The sequence below is a fragment of the Tsukamurella sp. 8F genome, from assembly GCF_029167375.1.
Lineage (GTDB): Bacteria > Actinomycetota > Actinomycetes > Mycobacteriales > Mycobacteriaceae > Tsukamurella.
Genome location: NZ_JARFTP010000005.1, coordinates 1 through 17,819, shown reverse-complemented (window position 1 = coordinate 17,819; position 17,819 = coordinate 1). Strand labels below are relative to the sequence as shown.

Sequence of the window (17,819 nt, the reverse complement as noted above, 5' to 3'; positions counted from 1 at the left end):
GATCTAAAGGAGAAGGTATGGCTACCGACCCAGCACTCATAGACGGGCTGGTCCGAACCGGATCGATGGTGGCAGGCGGGATCACGCTGGCGGGCGGTGCGATCGGCGCCGGCATCGGCGACGGCATGGCCGGGGCACAGCTGATCGCCGGAGTCGCGCGACAGCCTGAGGCTCAGCAGCGGATGTTCGGGCCGTTCCTCATCACGGTCGGTCTGGTCGAGGCGGCATTCTTCATCAACGTCGCGTTCATGGCGCTGTTCGTCTTCGCCACACCAGGAGGGTGACCCGGTGGTCGTCGACCCGGCGGGCTCCGCGAGTGGACGGCCACAACCGGTCACGCCATGCTTGACACGTGCGCGAGCCCCGATACACCGACACCCCGGCGCGGCGGACCGTGCGCGCGCTCGTCGCCCCTGACAAGTTCAAGGGCAGTCTCACCGCAGCGCACGTCGCCGATGCACTCGCTCTCGGCCTGGCCACCGCAGGCGTCCAGGCCGAGACACTCCCCCTCGCGGACGGCGGTGATGGAAGCGTCGCGGCGGCGGTGGCTGCCGGTTTCACCGCGATCCCGGTCCAGGTGGTGGACGCACTGGGCGCCCCGCGGGAGTCTCGCATCGCGCTCTGCGGAGACGATGCGGTCGCCCGCACCACCGCGGTGGTCGAGGTCGCCGACACCTGCGGCCTCGCAACCCTCCCTGCGGGCGTGAGAGACCCGCTCGGCGCGTCCAGCCTGGGATTCGGCCGAGCGGTCGCGGCCGCGATCGACGCTGGAGCCACCCGCGTCGTCCTCGCGCTCGGCGGCAGCGCGTCCACCGACGCGGGGCTCGGGTTGCTGAGCGCGCTCGGCTACCGGCTCCTCGCGGCCGACGGCGAGGCGCTCCCGGCGTGCGGCGCGTCCCTCGGCTCGATCGCCGAGGTGCCGGCCGGCCCGGACCTGACAGGTGTCGAGTTCGTGGTCGCCGGAGACGTACTGAACCCGCTGACCGGGCCCGGCGGCACTGCCGCCGTCTACGGGCCGCAGAAGGGCGCCACCTCGGAGCAGGTCGAGCGACTCGACGCCGGCATGCACTCGCTCGTGCGCGCGCTCGAACCGACGTTCCCCCGGGCCGCCGAACTCGCCGCGGCGCCCGGCGCGGGCGCCGCGGGCGGGCTCGGTTTCGCGGCCCTGCTGCTCGGCGCGCGAATGACCTCGGGCGCCGAGTTCTTCCTCGACCTGCTCGGGTTCGACGAGCGCGCTGCCGGGGCGGACCTCGTGGTCACCGGCGAGGGCAGTGTCGACGACCAGACGGGGCACGGCAAGCTGCTGTCGGTGCTGGCGGCCCGCGCGACAGTCCCGGTCTCGGTCGCCGCCGGCCGCTGCACGCTGCCCGAATCCGATTGGGCCGACGCCGGATTCGCCCGCGTCTACGTGCTGAGCGAATACACGGACGGCGACACCGAACACGATCCGCAGCTCACCTACGAGGTGCTGAAGCGGATCGGCCTGGACATCGGCGCAGAACTCACAGGCTGAGCACCGCGAGCGGGATCACGCAGCACGCCAGCAGCAGCCCCTGCCAGGCGAACGGCCACAGGCGGATCGGCACACCCGCGCGCGCGCATCGCTGACGCCACAGCACCGTCGCCAGCGATGCCCACAGCGTGACCACCGGACCCAGGTTCACGCCGATCAGCAATGCGACGAGCCGCTCCGGCGACCCGATCGCTGCGGGCTCGAGCGCCAGATACGCGGGTAGATTGTTCACGCCGTTGGCCGCGGCCGCGCCGAGCCCGGCCAGCCGCAGCAGATCAGCTACCGACGAACCCGCGCCCGCAGCGGCGCGCACCGCCCCGTCGAGACCGAGCGAGAGCAACCACTGCGCGGCGGCGAACACGGCCGACAGGACGAGGACCATGCGCCACGGCACTGCGAGCCGACGCAGCGCCGCCGGATCCCGCCAGGCGACGAGTGCGACCAGCACCACCGCCGCAACGGCCGCGGGGATGGCGGGCATGACGCCCGAGACGAATGCCGGCGCGAGCGCCAGACACACCCCGGCCGCCGACCACAGCAGCACCCGGTCCGCGATGACCGGGGCGGCCACCGGACCGTAGCCGCCCCGCAGCGAACGACGGTGCAGCGCGAACAGCACGGCCACCGTCACCGCTACCGCGACCAGAGCCGGCCGCCACGCGACGGCGATGTACGCGCGCACACCGGGCAGGTGGTAGACGGCGAGCAGGTTCGTCAGATTCGAGACCGGCAGCAGCAGCGAGGCGGTGTTGGCCAGCCACACCGTCGTCATCGCGAACGGGAGCGCGGGCGCGCGCACGCGCCGCGCGGCCGCGAGGACCACCGGGGTGAGCAGCACGGCGGTCGTGTCGAGGCTCAACAGCACCGTCGCCGCGCACGCGAGAGCGACCACCAGCAGCCACAGCAGCCGCACCCGGCCACCACCCGCGCGCACCGCCGCGTACCCCGCGACCTCGAACACCCCTGCGAGGTGGGCGATCTCGGCGACGACGGTGATCGCGAGCAAGAAGGCCAGAACGGGACCGACCTGTTCGGCGAAGGACACCACCGCCCTATCCTTGCGTGAGTATCGATACATAGCGAGAGGGGGTGCCCGCGGTGGAGCTGCACGAGCAGGTCGGGCGGTTGCGTGACGCGGTTTTCGGGGGGCGGCAGGCCACTGTGGACACCGCGGCCATTCCGGCGGTAAGCCTGCTGCAACCCATCGACCTCACCGACGAGGCCGCGGTCACCGAGATCCTGGACGTCGCGGTCACCGTCGGTGAGATCCTGCTGGACGCGGGCACCGGAGCGATCGACACGAGTGCGCAGGTCCGCATGGTCGCGTCCGCGTACGGCCTGGACGCCGAGGTCGACGTCACCTACGACTCGATCCAGATCTGGGCGGGGCGCGGACGCACGCTCCCGGCGGTGACGGCGATGCGCCGGGTCACCAAGCGATCGCTCGACTACACCCGACTCGGGCACGTCGACGGCGTGGTGCGCAGGATCGTCGACGGCCGCCTCGCACCCGACGAGGCCTCCGAGCGCCTCGCGGAGATCGTGTCGGCACCGCACCCGTATTCGCGCTGGGTGGCCGTGCTCGGCTGGGCGGCGATGGGCGCGTCGATCACCTTCCTGGTCGGCGGGTCGGCCCCGATCGCCGCGGTATCCCTCGCGACCACCGCCCTGATCTACGCGATCAACAGGGGCCTGGGCCGGCTCGGCCTGCCGTTCTTCTTCCAGCAGGTCGTGGGCGGCTTCTTCGCGACGTTGCCCGCGATCGTCGTCTACCGGCTGTCCATCGCGTTCGACTGGGACGTCGAGCCCTACCGGATGACCGTGGCCGGCATCGTCGTCCTGCTGGCGGGGCTCTCGCTGGTCGGTTCGGTGCAGGACGCGATAACGGGTGCGCCGGTGACCGCGGCGGCACGATTCTTCGAGGTGCTGGTGTTCACGGGCGGTGTGGTCGCCGGCGTCGGCCTCGCACTGAAGGTGGGCTCTCAGTTGGGAGCCAGCCTGCCGCCGCTGGATCAGTCGGGCCTGTCGTTCGCACCGTTGCCCATCGCGGTACTCGCGGGCGGCGCCACGGCGACGGCGTTCGGCGTCGCCTCTTACGCCCAGCGCCGAGCGCTCGCAGCGTCGTTCCTGTCCGGCGGCGTCGGCGCTCTGGTCGCGGGAGGAATGATGAACACGGGCTTCGGCCCGGTGGTCGCGTCCGGCACGGCCGCCGTGGTCGTGGGCTTCGCCGGTGGCCTGCTCGCGCGCCGCGCGGTGGTGCCGCCGATCATCGTCGCCGTCGCAGGCATCACCCCACTCGTGCCGGGCCTCGCGGTGTACCGCGCGATCTCGCAGATCCTGGAGGATCAGACCTCCGCCGCACTGTCCTCCATGGTCTCGGCACTCGCCATCGGCTGCTCGCTCGCGGCAGGGGTCACCCTCGGCGAGTGGATGGCCCGCACCGCGCGTCGCCCGAGGATCACGATGAGCCTCGGCGATATCCACCGGCCGCGCGTCGTCCTCGACCGCCGACGAGGACGGCCGCGCCGGCTGCGCGTCGTGGACGCCGAGCCGGAGGACCTGGCGTGACGATCCGGCCGACTCGGCGCGACCGCGCCTCACGCGGTAAAATCGGCCCCGATGCGCCCATCCGGGGCGCGAACGCGCAATCGATACGTTAGGTGCCAGATGCCCCCCAAGACCACGCCGGAGATCAGCGACGACGAGCTCGTACCGCTCGCGGACGAGACCGCCCGGCAGGCGCAGCGCGTCGTGGCCGCGTACGCGACCGACGCCGACGAGTGCCGGACGCTGCTCGCGATGCTGGGGATCGGCCCGAAGGAGGCGTGACCGACTCCGCCGCCTCGGGCGACTTCGCCCCCTCGGGCGAGGCCGCTCCGTCCAGTGACGCCGCCGACTTCGTCGTCGTCGCCAACCGGCTGCCCGTGGACGTCGTCCGCGATGCGGACGGCACACTGACCTGGAAGCAGTCCCCCGGTGGTCTGGTGACCGCGCTGAAGCCGATCCTCGCCGCCCGGCAGGGTGCCTGGGTCGGATGGCCGGGAGCCCCCGACGTGGGCGACGGACCCGTCGTCGGCGACGGCATGACGCTCGTTCCCGTCCAGCTGTCACAGCAGGAGGTCAACGAGCACTACGAGGGCTTCTCCAACGGCAGCCTCTGGCCGCTGTACCACGACGTCATCGTCAAACCCGAGTACCACCGCGAGTGGTGGAACACCTACGTCGACGTGAACCGCCGTTTCGCCGAGGCGACGGCGTCCGTCGCGGCCGAGGGCGCCACCGTCTGGGTCCAGGACTACCAACTGCAGCTGGTCCCGAGGATGCTGCGGATGCTGCGCCCCGACCTGCGCATCGGTTTCTTCCTCCACATCCCGTTCCCGCCCGTCGAGCTCTTCATGCAGATGCCGTGGCGGACCGAGATCATCGAGGGGATCCTGGGCGCCGACCTGGTCGGCTTCCACCTGGCGGGCGGCGCGCAGAACTTCCTCTACCTGGCCAAGCGGCTCTGCGGCTACAACACCTCGCGCGGCCAGGTCGGGGTGCGCAGCAGGTTCGGCGTGGTCAGCGTGGGGTTCCGGTCCGTGCGGGTCGGCGCCTTCCCCATCTCCATCGACTCGGCCGAGCTCGACCGGACCGCACGCACCGCAGAGACCAAGGCCCGCGCCAAACGACTGCGCCGCGAGCTCGGCGACCCCGCGAAGGTCATGCTGGGCGTCGACCGGCTCGATTACACCAAGGGCATCGACGTGCGGCTACGTGCGATCGGCGAACTCTATGCCGAGGGCCGCCTCGATCCCGCCGAGCACGTGTTCGTTCAGCTCGCCACGCCGTCGCGCGAACGCGTCGAGTCGTACCGCACCATGCGCGACGACATCGAGCGGCAGGTCGGCCGCATCAACGGCGAGTACGGCCGCGTCGGGCATCCCGCGGTCCACTACATCCACCGCCCCGTGCCGCGCGACGAGCTACTCGCGTTCTTCTCCGCCGCGGACGTGATGCTCGTGACCCCGTTGCGGGACGGCATGAACCTCGTGGCCAAGGAGTACCTGGCGTGCCGGCCCGATGGCGGCGGCGCGCTGGTGTTGAGCGAATTCACCGGCGCTGCAGCGGAACTCAAGCAGGCTTACCAGTGCAACCCGCACGACCTGGACGGCGTCAAGAATGCCATCGACGACGCCGTGCACCAGGACCGGGAGGAGGGCCGCAAGCGCATCCGCGCGATGCGCCGCCAGGTCCTGCAGTACGACGTGGACTTGTGGGCGCGGTCGTTCCTGGACACGCTCTCCGGTCACATCGATACCGTGCGCGATACCGGGGACGGGCAGTGACGGTCGCTGAGGCCGCGCGATGACGGTCGTCGAGGGGGCGCTGCGCGCGTTCGCAGAACTTCCCACGATCCTGGTAGCAACCGACTACGACGGCGTGGTGGCGCCCATCGTCACCGATCCCGCACGGGCGTTCCCGCTGCCGGGCACCGTCGAGACACTGCGGGAACTGGCCGCACTGCCGGGCGTGACAGTGGCGCTGATATCCGGGCGCGACCGCGCCACGCTGCTGTCCCTCTCCGGCGCCGGCGACGGGATCATCACCGTCGGGAGCCACGGCGCGGAGTTCGACGACGGTTTCGCAGGCGAGACGCTCACCCCGAACAAGCGGGCCCTGCTGGCTGCCGTGATCGAGCGGCTGGAGGCGGTCGCCGCCGAGTACGCCGGTGCAGCCGTCGAGATCAAGCCGACGAGCGCCGCGTTGCACGTGCGGAACGTGGCCACCGGTGCCGAGGCCGCCCTGGACGAGGCGCGCCGAGGCCCCGCAGCACTGGCGGGCGTGCAGGCGACGGAGGGCAAGGCGGTGCTGGAGCTCGCCGTCGTCGAGGCCTCCAAGGGGCGCGCGCTGGAGACGCTGCGGGCCGCGACCGGCGCCGACGGCGTGCTCTACCTCGGCGACGACGTCACCGACGAGAAAGCCTTCGCGGTCCTCGCACCCCCGGATGTCTCCGTGAAGGTCGGGCCCGGCGATACCGTCGCGAAATACCGTGTTCCGGACCCGGATTCCGTACTGGACGCGCTGCACGAGCTGCTGCGTCTGCGCCGGTCCGAGGGCTGAGGGCCACGCCTCAGCCCAGAGTCACCAACGACCTCCCGTCGTCGACCGGCAACCGGCCGGCCACGACGGCGGTGACCGTCATCGAGTCGAGCCGGATGGCTCCGCCGTGGTTGTCCAGGAAGGCCGTATCGGACGAGTCGCGACCGGTCACCATCCGCAGCATCGACTGCCGCGGCGCCAGGCCGGTGGCATCGACCACGTACCAGGTGTCGCCGATGAGTGCCTCCGCGACGGCGTGGAAGTCCATCGGACTGCACCCCGGTGCGTACACGGCCGCGAGCCGCGCCGGGATCTTTACCGCACGCAGCAGCGCGATCACGAGGTGCGCGTAGTCGCGGCACACGCCGGCGGCCGCGAGCAGGGTGTCCGTCGCCCCGTCGATGGGGTCGGACGAGCCGGGTATGTAGTCCAGCCGCTCCGATACGAACTCGACTATGGCCGTGAGCAGTTCGTACTCGTCATCGATGCCGCGGAACTGCTTCGCGGCGTATCCGTAGAACTTGTCGCACTCGGCGTAGCGCGAGGGGCGCAGGTATAGGGACCGGTGGAACTCATCGAGCGGCGCTGGTTCCGGCGTGCCCGCGATGCGCGCGCGGTACTCGGCCCGCACCTGCGACGCGGCCGCCTCGAACCGGTGGATCCGCCCACCGTGCTCGCCGACGACCGACGTGGGATCGACCCGCTCGCCGTCGACGGTGAACTCGAGCGTCTCGTCGACCTCGACGCCGCGCAGGTGCGCGACCGAGATCTGGAACTCGAGCACCGTCGGCCTGAGGACCGTCACGCTCAGCTCGGACGAGACGTCGGTGCGGACTACTTCTTCAGTGCGCTCATCGACAACCACGTGGGCCAGTCTATGGTCCAGTCGTAGATGTCACCGTCGGCGCTCGACAGCGGGATCGACGTTCCCGTCACCTCGACCGGATCGCCGTAGACCGCGCCCTGGAAGTACGCTTGCGCATTGTCCAGCGACAGGTTGATACAACCGTTTGTCACATTCGAATTGCCCTGGTCGCCAATAGTGTTCGGGTTCGCATGGATGAACTCGCCGTTGTTGGAGATCCGGACCGCGAAGCGCTCGTGCACGTTGAAGTACCCGGCCGCGGGGTTGGACATGTAGAAGTCCTCGTGCTTCTCGCTCACTACGTGGACGCCCGTGCGCGTGATATTGCGCGCCAGGTCACCTTCGCCGTACGAGCACGGGAACCGCTGGTAGACCTGGTCACCCCGCATCACCACGATCTCGTGCGACGGGGCGTCGGCCTTGACGATCTGCGAGCGGCCGATGACGAAGTTGGAGGTCACATCGGAATCGCCGAAGGCGTCGTTCCCGTAGTCCAGACCGTACAGCTTGCCCGTCATGCTCACCTTGGTGCCCGGCTGCCAGTACTCCTTCGGCCGCCAGTGCACGCGCGAGCCGTTGTCGTCCGGAAGCCACGCCCACGCGCCCTCGGTAGCGGGCTCGGCGGTGATGGTGAGCGCCTTCTCGACCGCAGCCTTGTCCTCGATGGACTGGTCGAACTGCAGCATCAGCGAGGCCGCGATGCCGACCTCCTGCCCGTCTGCGATGTTGATCACAGCGGACACCGTGCCGGTGGGCTGATAGGTGGTGAAGCTGTGGTCGAGGGTGACGGTCTTACCATCCGTACCCGCAGCCTGCCCCGACCACTGGTACTTCACCCCGTAGCCGAGGGGCTCGTCGACGGTGTACTTGGTCTTGTCCGCCGACCCGCGGAGCGCGACCTGCTTGCCACTCGACGCGTTGGTCAGCTTCACTCCCGGAGAGAACGTGCCGTTCTTCACGGCGACGGATATCTCCGCGGTCGGCGACGGCGCCTTGGCCCCGTCGGCGGGGATGAATACGAAGGTCGCGGCGGGCTTGGTCGGCTCCTTCTTCGAGAACCCGTCCTTCCCGCAGGCGGCGAGGAGGGAGATGCCGCCCGCTGCTGCTGCGAGCGCGGCGAGCACCGTCCGGCGCCCCACCTCCGCCGGAGAGTGTTGTTGCATGGGGTCGATCCTACTGCCCCCGAACGCTTTCCCCGACCAGCACCGGCTCCGGCAGCAGGTTCACAGCAAACCGGGAGGCGACCCCGCGTTGCACTTCCGCAGCCAGGGCCAGCAGGTCGGCGGTGGTCGCGCCCCCGCGATTGGTCAACGCAAGGGTGTGTTTCGTAGACAGAGATACGGTTTGCCGACCGCCCGAATAACCCTTCGGGAAGCCGGCACGCTCGATGAGCCAGCCGGCCGAGAGCTTCACCCCGTCCGGAGCGGGGTAGCGCGGAGGCTCCATGCCGGTAGCAGCTGTGATCCGTTCCAGCACCGCTTCCGCATCGGCGGCCGGGACTACCGGGTTCGTGAAGAACGAGCCGACACTCCACGTGTCGTGGTCGGCCTCGTCGAGCACCATCCCCTTACCGCGGCGCAGCGCCAGCACCGCCTCGCGCACCCGGCCGGGCGACGCGGTGTCCCCCGGCCCGACGCCCAACGTCCGCGCCAGCTCCGCATACTTCACCGGCGCGCTCGCGCCCGCAGTGAGGCGGAAGCGCACGGCGAGCACCACCTCGTCGTCGGAGTGCTTGAGTCGCGACGAACGATAGGTCAGCTTCAGCTCCGCGGGCTCTACCCAGCGGTCCCGACCGGTAGACCGGTCCAGTAGGCGCGCACCGATCAGCCGGTCCGCGACCTCGACCCCGTACGCGCCCACGTTCTGGACGGGCGTCGCTCCCGCGGACCCGGGGATACCGGACAGGCATTCGAGCCCGCCCAGCCCCGCCTCGACGGTCCGTGCGACGACGTCGTCCCACGTCGCGCCGGCGTCGGCGGTCACCATGTCGCCTTCGATCCGCACGTCGCCCCCGGCCAGGTGCACGACGGTGCCGCGGAAGCCCGCGTCCGACACGACCAGGTTGGACCCGCCCGCGACGAGCAGCACGGGCGTCTCCGCAGCGTCGAGGCGGGTGACGGCGTCGACGATCTCCGACGCGGTCTCTGCTCGCACGTAATCGTCCGCGGGCCCGCCCAGACGCAGGGTGGTCAGCTCCGATATCAGCTTCGGCACCCGGCAACGGTAACGTGTCCGCCCATGGCTACCCGTCTCGAGCGCTCGCTGGACTACCCCATCGCAGCCCGCGCCCTCATCTCCGCATACCTCACCGAGGAGTACTGGCACGCGCGTGTCGCGGAGGTCGGCGGCGAGGGCGCGCGCGTCGAGGAGCTGGCGATCTCGGACGGCGGCGTGCAGGTACGCGTGGTGCATACGATCGGAGAGGACCGGCTGCCTCCCGTGGTCACGGCGATCCGCCCCGGCGGGCTGGAGATCCACCGCACCGAATCCTGGGGGCCGCTCTCCGAAAGCGGCTCGACGTGCGATTTCAGCGCCAAGATCGACGGAGCTCCGGCGCAGCTCAGCGGTACTGCAGTGCTCGAGCCGGTGACCGACGACTCCTCGCGCATCACGGCGACCGGATCCGCCGAGGTGGGCATACCGTTCGTGGCGAAGAAGGTCGAGTCACTCGTCGTCGAGAACCTGCAGGAGCTCATGGAGCGCGAGCGCGACTTCACCGTGGAGTGGGTGAAGGCGCACTGAGCCGGAAGCCACACCCGGGCGACGCCGATTTGTGGTGCGCGGGTACGGGTCCGATAACGTACCCCGCATGGCTAGACGGCTCAGCTACTCTGCGCGCTTCCCGTTCCCCGCGGAGGTCATGTACAAGGCGTACTCGCAGAAGGAGTACTGGGACGAGAAGATGACCGATTTCCGGAACGTCACGCCGCTCTCCGAGCTGGCGGAGTTCGAGGTCACCGGCGAGGGCGTCACCGTCGTCCAGAAGCAGAACCTGCCGCACGAGTACCTGCCCCCCGTCGCGCAGTCGGTGATGAAGAAGGACATGATCATCACCCGCAACGAGTTCTACGGCGCGTGGGACGGCGAGCACTCGGAGGGCGAGTACTCGGCGTCGGTGCCCGCGGGACCGGGCTCGCTGAAAGGCGACGTCGACCTGTTCGACACCGAGACCGGCTGCACCATGCGATACACCACGGTGGTCAAGGTCTTCGTGCCCTTCATCGGGCACAAGCTGGAGCAACTGATCCTGATCAACCTCGTGGATCTGTTCCGCGCCGAGGCCGAGTACACGAAGTACTGGGTCGACAAGAGCCTCTGACGAACGGTGTCGGATAGGGCGCCCGCGCCCGAGGGCCGGATCACGCGCGGTACGACCGGCCCCAACCGCCTGCGCCGCAGCGATCGTTGGACGGCACACCACCCCGACGTCGCGCGGACCCTGTCCGGGGCGTCGCCGCTGGCCGTGGACGTCGGCTACGGCGCCCGTCCGGACACCACCCTCGAGTGGGCCGGGTGGCTGCGCCGGATCTCACCCGGTGTGCACGTGGTGGGCCTCGAGATCGACCCCGACCGGGTCGTTCCGGGCCGCGGCGGCGTCGAGTTCGCGCGCGGCGGCTTCGAGCTCGCCGGCTTACGACCGAACCTGATCCGCGCGTTCAACGTCCTGCGCCAGTACGACGAGGACGAGGTCGCCGATGCCTGGGCGACGATGCTGGCGGGCCTGCGGCCCGGCGGGCGGCTGATCGAGGGCACATGCGACGAGCTCGGCCGCCGCTGCTGTTGGGTGCTGCTGGGGCCGTCCGGCCCGATCTCGCTGACCCTGGCCTGGGCGCCGGGCTTCACCGACCGCCCGTCCGAGCTCGCCGAGCGCCTGCCGAAGGCACTCATCCACCGCAACGTCTCCGGTGAACGCATCCACACCCTGTTGCAGCAGGCGGACGAGTGCTGGGACCACGCCGCGGGATACGCGCCCTATGGGAACCGCCTGCGCTGGCGCGCGGCAGCCGCCATGCTCGCCGAGCACACGGGGATCCCCGCGACGCACCCTCGCCGAGACAGCGTCCTGACCGTCCCCTGGCGGCTGGTCGCACCCTGATCCAGGACGGCAGATCGTCCGCCGCACCCCCCGGCATCGCGGATATCGCAACACCGCACCCGCACAGACGCGATCCGTACACGTACGCTCGACGGCATGACCGAACTGCGGATCGCGCTGGCGCAGGTCGCCGCGTCCGACCGCCCGGGGGACAACGCCGATCTGGTCGCCGACTACACCGCGCGCGCCGCGCAAGCCGGGGCGCGGTTGGTCGTGTTCCCCGAGGCCACGATGTGCCGGTTCGGCGTGCCGCTGGCCCCGGTCGCCGAGCCTCTGGACGGGCCGTGGGCGGACCGGGTGGCGCAGAGCGCCCACGAGCACGGCGTGACCGTTGCGGCGGGTATGTTCACACCGTCGGGTGACCGTGTCGCCAATACACTCCTGGTGGCGGGCCCGGACGGCCGCACCGGCTACTCCAAGGTGCATCTCTTCGACGCCTTCGGTTTCGTCGAGTCGCGCACCGTCGCGCCGGGTGACGAGGCCGTCACCGTCGAAGTCGACGGGGTGCGGGTCGGCCTGACGATCTGCTACGACATCCGCTTCCCCGCCCTGTTCACGGCACTGGCCGACGCGGGTGCCGACGTGATCGCGGTGGCCGCGTCGTGGGGCGCCGGCCCCGGCAAGCTCGACGCGTGGACCACGCTCGCCCGCGCCCGCGCGCTGGACACGACGACCTACGTAGTGGCCTGTGACCAGGCCGATCCCGGGGAACCGGATCCGCGCGGCGCGCCCCGCGGTGTCGGCGGGTCCCTCGCCGTGGGCCCCGACGGCGAGATACTCACACAGGCCGGGCCCGGCCCGGACCTGCTCGTGGTCGACATCGACACGGACCGCGTGGCCGCGGTCCGTGAGACGTTGCCCGTCCTCGCGAACCGCCGTGACTTCCGACACCCACACCGGTCTGTCAGACCCTGATGTAAGAATGGCGCCCGATGGATACTCCGCCGAACAACCCCCAGCAGACCCCGCCCGCGGGCGGGGTCACCTCGCGTGTAGCGAAGCCCGGACGTAAGCGCTCCACCGGCAGGATCGTCGGGCTGTCCGCCGTCGGGCTCGTCGCCCTCCTCGTGATCGTGCTCGTCGGATCCGAGCTGTGGTTCCGCCACAGCTCCACATCCTGCATCGCCGACATGGTCAAGAAGGGCACAGGCGCCGACGCCAAGGTGTCGCTGTCCAAGAAGCCGGTGCTGCTGCAGTACGCCAGCGGTACGGCGCCGTCGATCGACATCGACATACCCGACAACCTGAACAACACACCCGGACTGTCCGCCAAGCTTCACCTCACCGACGTGCAGGTCAAGGGCGACAACAAGATCGGGTCCGCCACAGTCGTGGGTTCCATGTCGTCGGACGGCATCCTGTCCCGCGTCAAGAGCGTCCCGCTGGTCGGCGACCCCAAGGTGAAGCTGGACAAGGGCGCCGGCACCATCGACATCACCGGCACTATGTTGTTCGCGCCGCTCGAGATCAATCTCAAGCCCGAGCTGAAAGGCGGCAAGCTGCAGCTCACCGCGGGCAAGGTGAACGTCATGGGCTTCGGCGTGCCGGACGACCTGGCGCAGCAGCTGATCGACGCCGTCGACGGCGGGCTGCCGACGCCCAAGGGGCTGAAGGCGGACGATGTCGACGTGACCGACCAGAACGTCTCGGTCACCTACAGCGGGCAGAACGTCACACCGGCGGACCTCGCGAGCGGCAGCAACGACCTGGGTGGCGGCTGCTCGGTATGACGGCCGCACTCGCCTCGCGGTGGGCCGTCATGCACGGTCTGCCGCGGGCGGTGCTGGGACGTCGGGCGCGCGGCGGCGACCCGCTCGCCCGCCTTGCACTCGGGGTCGGCGGCTGGAGCGTGCGGCACGAGGCACAGGAGGCGCTGCGCCTCCACGGCCCGGTCGTCACGACCGACCTGGGACGCGTCGTGGTGGGACACGCCGCCTGCCGGGAGATTCTGCGGGACCGTCGCTGGTCGACGGTGACACCGAGCGACTTCGGCATGCCACGTCCCCTTCAGTGGCTGCTCGACCACACCGATCCGGGGCTGCCGAATCCCGTCGAGCCGCCGTCCATGCTGGTCACCGAGCCGCCGATGCATACGCACTACCGGCAGCTAGTGGCCCGCAGCTTCACTCCCCGCGCCATAGAGGGCATACGCGGGCGCGTACAGGACGTGTCGGACCGGCTGCTCGACTCGCTCGCGGCGCGCTCACGCTCCGAGCGCACACCGCATGCCGGTGCCGAGTTGATCGCCGAGTGGGCCACGCTGCTCCCGGCCGACGTGATCGCCGAACTGCTGCGGCTGCCGGAGGGCGCCGTGCCCGACTTCGTCCGCTGGGGCGAACAGGCGGCACCGCTCCTCGACGCGGGCCTGCCGTGGCATACCTTCCGAATGGCGCACTCAGGCCTGCGTTCCCTGGACGAGTTCTTCGCCCGGCATTTCGCGCAGCTGCGCCGCGAGGAGGTCGATGAACATCCCTTCGCGCGCCTGGTCGGAGACCGCGAACTCACGGATCGCGAACTCGCGACCAACGCGACGCTGCTCGTCGGCGCGGGGTTCGAGACCACGGTGAACCTGCTGGGCAATGCCGTCGTCCTGCTGCTGAATCGACCCGACGACCTGGCCGCCCTGCGCTCCGACCCCAGCGGCTGGCCCAATGCGATCGAGGAGGTACTGCGCCTCGAGAGCCCGGTGCAGTCGACCGCCCGGCTCGCGACCGAGGACATCGATGTGGCCGGGACCCGCGTCCCGCGTGGGGCGATCGTGACGCTGCTTCTGGCCGCCGGCAACCGCGACCCCGAGGTGTTCGACCGGCCGACCGACTTCGACATCAGGCGCGCGAACGCCCGCGACAACCTCGCCTTCGGCACTGGCATCCATGCGTGCATCGGCTCCGCGCTCGCACGCATGGAAGCGGCGATCGCGCTGCCCGCGCTCTTCGAGCGCTTCCCCGATCTCGCCCTCGACGGCCCCCCGACGCCCCGTCCGCTCGTCAACCTGCACGGCTACGAGCGGATCCCCGTGCGACTGCGCTGACCCGGGTCGTGGTCCGTGCAGCGGGCGGCAGGTGGTGGCTCGGATGCGACCGAGGCCTCAGGCGCCGAAACCGTCGAGCACCGCGCGGGTTCCGGAGAGGCCCAGGCGATCCGCCCCGGCGTCGAGCATCGCGGCGGCGGCCTCGGCGGTGCGGATGCCGCCGGACGCCTTCACGCCGATGTGCGGCGAGACGGAGTCGCGCATGATTCGCACGGCCTCCACGCTCGCGCCGCCGCTGGGGTGGAAACCGGTGGAGGTCTTGACGAACGACGCCCCGCCCCGCTCCGCCACCTGACAGACGGACTTCAGCAGGTCGGCGTCGCCGAACCCGAGCAGCGCAGCGGACTCGACGATCACCTTGAGCACCACGTCGGCGCCGATCGCCTCACGCACCGTGAGCACATCGGAGAACACACGCTCCAGCTGGCCAGACAGGGCATGGCCGATGTCGATCACCATGTCCACCTCGTCAGCGCCCTCCTCGACGGCCATCCGCGCCTCGGCCGCCTTGACCAGTGTGTGATGCTTGCCCGACGGAAAGCCTGCCACCACACATGTTTTGAGGCCTGCCCCAACCCGCGCCGGCCCGCTCGCCGCACGTCCGGCGCCGACGTCGATGGGCAGCATCGACGGCGACAGGCACACCGCGTACACGCCGAGGTCGACCGCCTCGGCGACGGCGCGCGCGGCATCCTCGTCGGTGGCCTCGGGCTTGAGCAGGGTGTGGTCGACGAGGGCGGCTACTTCGCTGCGGGTTGGCATGGACCTACTCTCGCACAGGCTGGGCGAGGCCCCACCCAGCCCACAACCACGTGCACACCCCGGGCCGCCGAGTGAGACACTTGTCCCCCGTGACGACTGCGCGCTATGTCCTGACCCTGGGCTGCCCCGATACGACGGGAATCGTGGCCAAGATCTCGACCTTCCTCGCGGAGGAGGGTGGCTGGATCGTCGAAGCCGCGTACCACTCCGATCCGGACACCGGATGGTTCTTCACACGGCAGGCCGTGCGCGCCGATTCGGTCCGCGTCCCCATCGAGGAGTTGCGCGCGCGGTTCGCGCAGCGGGTTGCGGCGCAACTCGGCCCCGAGACCGAGTGGCGGCTCACGCCGAGCGATCAGCCGCGCGACATCGTCGTCCTGGTGAGCAGGGAGGGGCACTGCCTGCACGACCTCGTCGGGCGGATCCGCACCGGCGAGCTCGACGCACGTATCGCCGCCGTCGTCGGCAATCACACCGACCTCGAGGACTTCTGCGTGCGCCTGGACATCCCGTTCCACCACGTGCCGTTCCCGAGGCCCGGCGCCGGCGCCGACGAGAAGGCCGCCGCATTCGCACGGGTCGCGGAGCTCACCGACGCGCACGCGCCCGATGCTGTCGTGTTGGCGCGATTCATGCAGGTCGTGCCGCCGGAGCTGTGCGAGGCGTGGGCCGGCCGGGCGATCAACATCCACCACAGCTTCCTGCCGTCATTCGTCGGCGCACGCCCGTACCATCAGGCGTTCACGCGGGGCGTGAAGCTGATCGGCGCGACCTGCCACTACGTGACGGCGGACCTGGACGCGGGACCGATCATCGAGCAGGACGTGATCCGCGTGGATCACTCCGACTCGGTGAGCGATATGGTGCGGCAGGGCCGCGACATCGAGAAGCTGGTGCTGTCCCGGGGGCTGCGCTGGCACCTGGAGGACAGGGTGCTGGTGCACGGACGCAAGACCGTGGTCTTCTCCTGAGACGCTAGACCGCGGGCGCCGGAACCGGCTTGCCGAGGATCGCATCGATCAGGTTGTTCACCTTCTCGGGCTGCTCGATCGGCAGCATGTGCCCGGCGTCGCGAATCACGGCGAAACGGTCCAAGTAGCCGGTCAGACGCAGCTCGGCGGCCATGCGCTCGGCGTGCACCGGCGGGGTGAGATGGTCGAACTGTCCCACGGCGACCGACGTCGGTACATTCAGCGCGCGCAGACCGTCCGTCACGTCGACGTCGACGAGGGCTCGGCCCCACGCGCCGCGAATCCGCGGCGGACACTGCGAGACCATGTCCTCGGTGTACTTGACAGCACCGTAGGACGCGTAGCCGCACAATGCGGCGTACCGCAGGATGCCGAGGTCCAGCCGGTTGTGCCGCAGCCGTACGGGCCGGCCGAGCACCGAGCTGCCCAGGTCGTGCACCACGCGCGGCGCGCGGTTCAGCACGCCGAGGCCGCGGGCACGCACGAACGAGGGCACCGCTCGGTCCGCGAAGGTGGACACCAGGAGCGCGTGGTGAGCGCGCTGCGCGACCTCGCCCGGATACTTCGCGGCCCAGGCCATGATGCTGATAGCGCCCATGCTGTGCCCGACGAGGAGCGCGGTGCCCCCGGACTCGCCCAGCGCGTCCGCGAGCACGGCGCGCAGGTCGTCGGCGAGCACGCCGGCGCCGTAACGCGACGGATCCCCCGCCTCCGACGAGCCGTGGCCGCGCTGGTCGTACGTGACGACGCGGTAGCCGCGCCCGACGAGGTGCTCGACCTGACGCGGAAAGTTCCCGACGTTGCACGTCCAGCCGTGCACGAGCACCGCGACCGGCCCATCGGCCGGGCCCCATTCGCGGACGTGCAGCGCCACGCCGTCGCCGGACACGACGATGCGGTCCGTGCGGACCCCGTCGAAGTCCTCGATCAGCACCGCGTTCGTCGGCTCCGACGGGCGCCCGAGGGCGAACGCCGCGAGACCCGCGGCGCCGGCGGCGACGCCGGTGACGGCCGCGGCCGATGCGCCCAGCGCCAGCTTCGTGGAAGTCTTCATCGTCTCTTCTCGCCTGTCTGGATCGGGTGGGCCCGGGGCGCGGGCCGCTCTACAACGACGGTGATGCTACCGGTCAGTACCGCGAGCGCTTCTGCACCTCGTCGACCTTGGGCCGGACGTCCACCATGTACAGGATGACCGCGATCGCACCGATCACGAGGCCCATCACGCCGAGGGCGATGTCCACCAGTACGGCACCCACCAGGATGAGCAGCCAGTACTTCTTCTCGAGCTTGCCCACGGCCCGGAACGCGTCCTCCCGGGTGCGTGCGCAGTGGACGAGCGCGAACACGCCCACGACCAGAACCACCGCCTGCAGAGCGAGGAAGATCAGATTCTGGATGTTCGCGAGGTTGTAGGCGAAAGTGCTCATGCGACCAGAGTAAACGGGTCGGAAAGCAGAAGCCCGGCGGGGTGGTGACCGCCGGGCGTCTGTGCATGCGCG

The 17,819-nt window shown here is 70.4% G+C and carries 20 protein-coding genes; 13 read left to right on the top strand and 7 right to left on the bottom strand.

Going from position 1 to position 17,819, the window contains the following annotated elements:
- Nucleotides 1-17 precede the first annotated feature (17 nt).
- Together P0W64_RS05115 and P0W64_RS05110 are read left to right on the top strand one after the other, a co-directional pair.
- Nucleotides 18-284: a F0F1 ATP synthase subunit C gene (locus P0W64_RS05115; protein WP_275478997.1), complete on the top strand. Its 267-nt coding sequence runs from the start codon at nucleotides 18-20 to the stop codon at nucleotides 282-284.
- A gap of 68 nt (nucleotides 285-352) precedes the next feature.
- Nucleotides 353-1,513 carry a glycerate kinase gene (locus P0W64_RS05110; protein WP_343232837.1) on the top strand — a complete coding sequence of 387 codons (1,161 nt, stop codon included), beginning with the start codon at nucleotides 353-355 and terminating at the stop codon, nucleotides 1,511-1,513.
- Here P0W64_RS05110 and P0W64_RS05105 read toward each other — a convergent pair.
- Nucleotides 1,503-2,561 carry an SLC13 family permease gene (locus P0W64_RS05105; RefSeq protein ID WP_275478996.1) on the bottom strand — a complete coding sequence of 353 codons (1,059 nt, stop codon included), beginning with the start codon at nucleotides 2,559-2,561 and terminating at the stop codon, nucleotides 1,503-1,505. The two genes, P0W64_RS05110 and P0W64_RS05105, sit on opposite strands and share 11 nt — an antisense overlap.
- Before the next feature lie 41 nt (nucleotides 2,562-2,602).
- Between P0W64_RS05105 and P0W64_RS05100 the strand changes: the two genes are divergently transcribed.
- The 4 genes from P0W64_RS05100 to otsB all read left to right on the top strand — a co-directional run bounded on the left by P0W64_RS05100 (nucleotide 2,603) and on the right by otsB (nucleotide 6,616).
- Nucleotides 2,603-4,081: a threonine/serine exporter family protein gene (locus tag P0W64_RS05100; protein WP_275478995.1), complete on the top strand. Its 1,479-nt coding sequence runs from the start codon at nucleotides 2,603-2,605 to the stop codon at nucleotides 4,079-4,081.
- A gap of 99 nt (nucleotides 4,082-4,180) precedes the next feature.
- The gene (locus P0W64_RS05095) at nucleotides 4,181-4,342 is read left to right on the top strand and encodes a hypothetical protein (RefSeq protein ID WP_275478994.1); all 162 of its coding nucleotides are present in this window, start codon (nucleotides 4,181-4,183) and stop codon (nucleotides 4,340-4,342) included.
- Nucleotides 4,339-5,841 carry a trehalose-6-phosphate synthase gene (locus tag P0W64_RS05090; protein ID WP_275478993.1) on the top strand — a complete coding sequence of 501 codons (1,503 nt, stop codon included), beginning with the start codon at nucleotides 4,339-4,341 and terminating at the stop codon, nucleotides 5,839-5,841. The genes P0W64_RS05095 and P0W64_RS05090 overlap by 4 nt, the downstream gene beginning before the upstream one ends.
- Nucleotides 5,842-5,860: 19 nt before the next feature.
- A complete protein-coding gene (gene otsB / locus P0W64_RS05085) occupies nucleotides 5,861-6,616 on the top strand; it encodes a trehalose-phosphatase (RefSeq protein WP_275478992.1) in 756 nt (251 codons plus the stop codon).
- Nucleotides 6,617-6,626: 10 nt separating this feature from the next.
- Here the strand turns inward: otsB and P0W64_RS05080 are convergent, their stop codons facing one another.
- From P0W64_RS05080 to P0W64_RS05070, 3 genes are read right to left on the bottom strand one after another with little or no spacing between them, the layout of a single operon-like run.
- Entirely contained in the window at nucleotides 6,627-7,460 is an 834-nt protein-coding gene (locus P0W64_RS05080; RefSeq protein WP_275478991.1) for a transglutaminase-like domain-containing protein, read from the bottom strand.
- The gene (locus tag P0W64_RS05075; RefSeq protein ID WP_275478990.1) at nucleotides 7,430-8,623 is read right to left on the bottom strand and encodes an Ig-like domain-containing protein; all 1,194 of its coding nucleotides are present in this window, start codon (nucleotides 8,621-8,623) and stop codon (nucleotides 7,430-7,432) included. Before P0W64_RS05075 ends, P0W64_RS05080 begins: the two co-directional genes overlap by 31 nt.
- A 10-nt stretch (nucleotides 8,624-8,633) precedes the next feature.
- Nucleotides 8,634-9,674: a UDP-N-acetylmuramate dehydrogenase gene (locus P0W64_RS05070; RefSeq protein WP_275478989.1), complete on the bottom strand. Its 1,041-nt coding sequence runs from the start codon at nucleotides 9,672-9,674 to the stop codon at nucleotides 8,634-8,636.
- 24 nt (nucleotides 9,675-9,698) lie between these two features.
- Between P0W64_RS05070 and P0W64_RS05065 the strand changes: the two genes are divergently transcribed.
- From P0W64_RS05065 to P0W64_RS05040, 6 genes are all read left to right on the top strand, one after another.
- Complete coding sequence (locus P0W64_RS05065) at nucleotides 9,699-10,202, top strand: DUF2505 domain-containing protein (RefSeq protein WP_275478988.1); 504 nt, start codon at nucleotides 9,699-9,701, stop codon at nucleotides 10,200-10,202.
- Between the two features lie 67 nt (nucleotides 10,203-10,269).
- A complete protein-coding gene (locus P0W64_RS05060; RefSeq protein WP_275478987.1) occupies nucleotides 10,270-10,779 on the top strand; it encodes a DUF2505 domain-containing protein in 510 nt (169 codons plus the stop codon).
- A gap of 6 nt (nucleotides 10,780-10,785) precedes the next feature.
- Nucleotides 10,786-11,556, top strand: coding sequence for a class I SAM-dependent methyltransferase (locus tag P0W64_RS05055; protein ID WP_275478986.1), 771 nt, complete (start codon nucleotides 10,786-10,788; stop codon nucleotides 11,554-11,556).
- A 105-nt stretch (nucleotides 11,557-11,661) separates the two neighbouring features.
- A complete protein-coding gene (locus P0W64_RS05050) occupies nucleotides 11,662-12,471 on the top strand; it encodes a carbon-nitrogen hydrolase family protein (protein ID WP_275479198.1) in 810 nt (269 codons plus the stop codon).
- A gap of 17 nt (nucleotides 12,472-12,488) precedes the next feature.
- Entirely contained in the window at nucleotides 12,489-13,286 is a 798-nt protein-coding gene (locus P0W64_RS05045) for a DUF2993 domain-containing protein (RefSeq protein WP_275478985.1), read from the top strand.
- Nucleotides 13,283-14,587 (top strand): cytochrome P450, encoded by a 1,305-nt coding sequence (locus P0W64_RS05040; protein WP_275478984.1) that lies wholly within the window; start codon nucleotides 13,283-13,285, stop codon nucleotides 14,585-14,587. The genes P0W64_RS05045 and P0W64_RS05040 overlap by 4 nt, the downstream gene beginning before the upstream one ends.
- Nucleotides 14,588-14,644: 57 nt before the next feature.
- Here P0W64_RS05040 and deoC read toward each other — a convergent pair whose 3' ends face one another.
- Nucleotides 14,645-15,349: a deoxyribose-phosphate aldolase gene (gene deoC, locus P0W64_RS05035; RefSeq protein WP_275478983.1), complete on the bottom strand. Its 705-nt coding sequence runs from the start codon at nucleotides 15,347-15,349 to the stop codon at nucleotides 14,645-14,647.
- Between the two features lie 89 nt (nucleotides 15,350-15,438).
- Here deoC and purU point away from each other — a divergent pair, with 89 nt between their 5' ends.
- The gene (purU, locus tag P0W64_RS05030) at nucleotides 15,439-16,320 is read left to right on the top strand and encodes a formyltetrahydrofolate deformylase (protein ID WP_275478982.1); all 882 of its coding nucleotides are present in this window, start codon (nucleotides 15,439-15,441) and stop codon (nucleotides 16,318-16,320) included.
- 4 nt (nucleotides 16,321-16,324) lie between these two features.
- On the opposite strand, the gene P0W64_RS05025 is transcribed toward purU, so the two are convergent.
- Nucleotides 16,325-17,374 carry an alpha/beta hydrolase gene (locus P0W64_RS05025; protein ID WP_275478981.1) on the bottom strand — a complete coding sequence of 350 codons (1,050 nt, stop codon included), beginning with the start codon at nucleotides 17,372-17,374 and terminating at the stop codon, nucleotides 16,325-16,327.
- A gap of 73 nt (nucleotides 17,375-17,447) precedes the next feature.
- Nucleotides 17,448-17,747 carry a DUF2516 family protein gene (locus P0W64_RS05020; protein ID WP_275478980.1) on the bottom strand — a complete coding sequence of 100 codons (300 nt, stop codon included), beginning with the start codon at nucleotides 17,745-17,747 and terminating at the stop codon, nucleotides 17,448-17,450.
- Nucleotides 17,748-17,819: the final 72 nt, after the last annotated feature.